Origin of the sequence: Streptomyces durbertensis, assembly GCF_014156695.1 — a bacterium.
GTDB lineage: Bacteria > Actinomycetota > Actinomycetes > Streptomycetales > Streptomycetaceae > Streptomyces > Streptomyces durbertensis.
The window spans coordinates 1-2,748 of record NZ_WMLF01000580.1 but is presented as its reverse complement, the minus strand read 5'-3'; the positions used below and the strand labels follow the sequence as shown (position 1 = coordinate 2,748).

The following is a 2,748-nucleotide window of genomic DNA, read 5'->3' as shown; positions in this document are numbered from 1 at the left end:
GGGCGGGAACGTCGTGTTCGCACGGCTCGACGCAACCGGTCGAGCAGACGCGCCCCACCCCCGGGGGCGCCTTCGACCCGAAGGGAACGGAAGTCATGTACGTACGTCAGCGCTTTGCCGTCGCCGCCGCGGCCACCACGCTTGTCGGCGGGCTCTCGGCCGGCCTGCTCGCGGCCCCCGCGACCGCCGCCTCGTCCGCCGCCTCGTCCGCGACCGCCGCGGTACCCGCCACCGCGGCCGCGCCGGAGTCCGCGGAGTCCGTCCGGGCCGCGGCCTCCTCCGGCTGCCCCAGGCACACGCTCTGCGTCTTCACCGGCAAGAACTACGGCGGCCGGATGCTGAAGTTCAAGGACGAGGGGTTCTGGCAGAACCTGGACAAGTACGGCGCCGACGAGAAGATCGAGTCGTACCACAACCGCCGCAACAAGGGCGCGAAGTTCTCCCGCTGGAACAACGGTGGCGGCAAGGTCTGGGGCATCAGCAAGGGCGGGATGTCCCGGGACACCGGCAGCATGACGATCAAGTCCGTCTACCTGAACCGCTGAGGCGACGGCCGCACCGGATCCCCCCGCCGGCCCGCTCCCCGGAGCGGGCCGGTTGTGCGGCACTCGGCGCGTCGGTTCGGCAAGGCGCTTGTGGAGTGCCGCCGGCTCACGCGCCGATGCGGTCGAGTTCGGTGTCCAGCGCGAGTACCGCGGCGATGAGGGCCAGATGGGTGAAGGCCTGCGGAAAGTTGCCCAGTTGCTCTCCGGTCGGGCCGATCTCCTCGGCGTAGAGGCCGACGTGGTTGGCGTACGTGGTCATCTTGTCGAACGCGTAGCGTGCCTGTCCGAGCCGTCCGGCTCTGGCGAGCGCGTTCACGTACAGGAAGCTGCACAGGGAGAACGTTCCCTCACCGCCGCGTAGTCCGTCGGGCGCCGCCGCCGGATCGTAGCGGTGGACCAGGCTGTCGGTGACCAGCTCCGCCTCCATGGCGTCCAGCGTGGACAGCCAGCGCGGGTCTCTGGGCGAGACGAAGCCGACGGTCGGCATGAGCAGCAGCGAGGCGTCCAATACCTCGCCGTCGTAGTGCTGCACGAAGGCCTGACGACGCGGGCTCCAGCCGCGTTCCATGACCTGGCGCAGCACCGCGTCCCGGGCGGCCGTCCACGCCGCGAGGTCCGCCGGGCGCGCGAGGTCGTTGGCGAGCCGGATGCCCCGGTCGAACGCCGTCCAGCACATCACCCTGCTGTAGGTGAAGTGCCGTGGGCCGCCGCGGGTCTCCCAGATGCCCGCGTCGGGCCGGTCCCAGGTGCCGGTGAGCCAGTCCAGCAGCGCGGACAGCACAAGCCAGCCCTCGTAGCCGGCGGTCTGCGCGGAACGCGCCGAGCGGGTCAGCGCGTTGACGGCCTCGCCGTAGATGTCGAGTTGCAGCTGGTCGGCGGCGGCGTTGCCCAGCCGGACGGGCGCCGAACCGCGGTAGCCCTCCAGATGCGGCAGCACCTCCTCGGGAAGGTGCGGATCGCCGTCGACCCGGTACATGATCTGCAGCGGCTCACCCGTCACCGTGCCGCCGGTGGCCGCCGTCCAGGAGGCGAACCGGTCGGCGGCGCTCGCGCCGGGGGTGCTCGTGTCGGAGGTCCGCTGCCACGAACCACCGACCGCGCCGTCCCGGAGGCGCTCGCCCAGCCAGCGCCGGTACGCCTCGGACTCCTCGGTGAAACCGAGGTCCAGCAGCGTGTGCGCGGACAGCGAGGCGTCCCGGATCCAGGTGTAGCGGTAGTCCCAGTTGCGTTCACCGCCGATCTGTTCGGGCAGCCCCATCGTGGCGGCCGCGACCGGGGCGCCGGTCGGCGCGTACGTGAGCAGCTTGAGGGTGATGGCCGACCGGTTCACCAGCTGCTGCCAACGCCCCCGGTAGCGCGACTGCCTGACCCAGTGGTGCCAGAAGTGCCGGACCGCGTGCAGCTCGTCGTCCAGCGTTTCCAGGCTCGGCGGCGGCACGTCCTCCCACGGGTCCTCGCCGGTCTGCGTGACGTCCAGGACCAGGCCGGCCTGCTGCCCCTGACGCAGCACCAGCCGGGCACGTACGTCCTCCCGCCGCTCCGCGTCGCCGACGTCACCGGCGGGCCGTCCGCCCGACGCCTCCCGACCCGGGGTGTCGTCGCGTTCCAGGACAAGTGGACCGCAGGCGGTCAGCCGGGCCGCGACCGGGCCGCCCGACACGTTGAACCGGGCGTCGTCCCCGCTGCGCAGCACCAGCCGGTGGCGCGCCCGGCCGTAGTCGAAGCGCGGTCGGCACGTGACGGAGAACGGCAGCTCACCGCGTACGACGCGGAGCACCCGCACCAGCCGCCGTGCCCCGTCCGTCCGCTCCGGCCGGTCGACGGGCATGAAGTCGACGACCTCGCCCACCCCGCGCCGACTCAGGAAGCGCGTCACCAGAGCCGCCGTGTCCGGGAGGTAGAGCTGCCTGGTGGTGACGTCCGGACCGTCGACGGTGACCGCGAAGTAGCCGCCGCGCCGGTGGTCGAGCAGCGCCGCGAACAGACTCGGCGAGTCGAAGCGCGGCGCGCAGAACCAGTCGACGACACCGTCCGCCGACACCAGCGCGGCCGTCCGGAGGTCACCCACAAGGCCGTGCTCGGCGATCGGCGGATAGCGGCGGGCACTCATGTGGGGAGCGTAGGCCGCCCGTGCCGGACACGGCCGTGACGGCGCCGCCGCGCACCCGCCCCGCGGCACGCCGCCCACTCGAACGGCCCTCGG

The 2,748-nt window shown here is 72.6% G+C and carries 2 protein-coding genes; one reads left to right on the top strand and one right to left on the bottom strand.

What is annotated here, in order from left to right:
* Positions 1–545: peptidase inhibitor family I36 protein (locus GL263_RS24650; RefSeq protein WP_228456802.1), on the top strand; the 545-nt coding region annotated here is incomplete at its 5' end.
* A gap of 106 nt (positions 546–651) precedes the next feature.
* Here GL263_RS24650 and GL263_RS24645 read toward each other — a convergent pair.
* On the bottom strand, positions 652–2,655 hold the full coding sequence (locus GL263_RS24645; RefSeq protein WP_182857949.1) for a glycoside hydrolase family 15 protein: 2,004 nt from the start codon (positions 2,653–2,655) through the stop codon (positions 652–654).
* Positions 2,656–2,748 lie beyond the last annotated feature (93 nt).

Excerpts from the sequence above, each read along its gene's own strand:
- GL263_RS24645 (WP_182857949.1), bottom strand. The coding sequence starts at position 2,655 with ATGAGTGCCCGCCGCTATCCGCCGATCGCCGAGCACGGCCTTGTGGGT.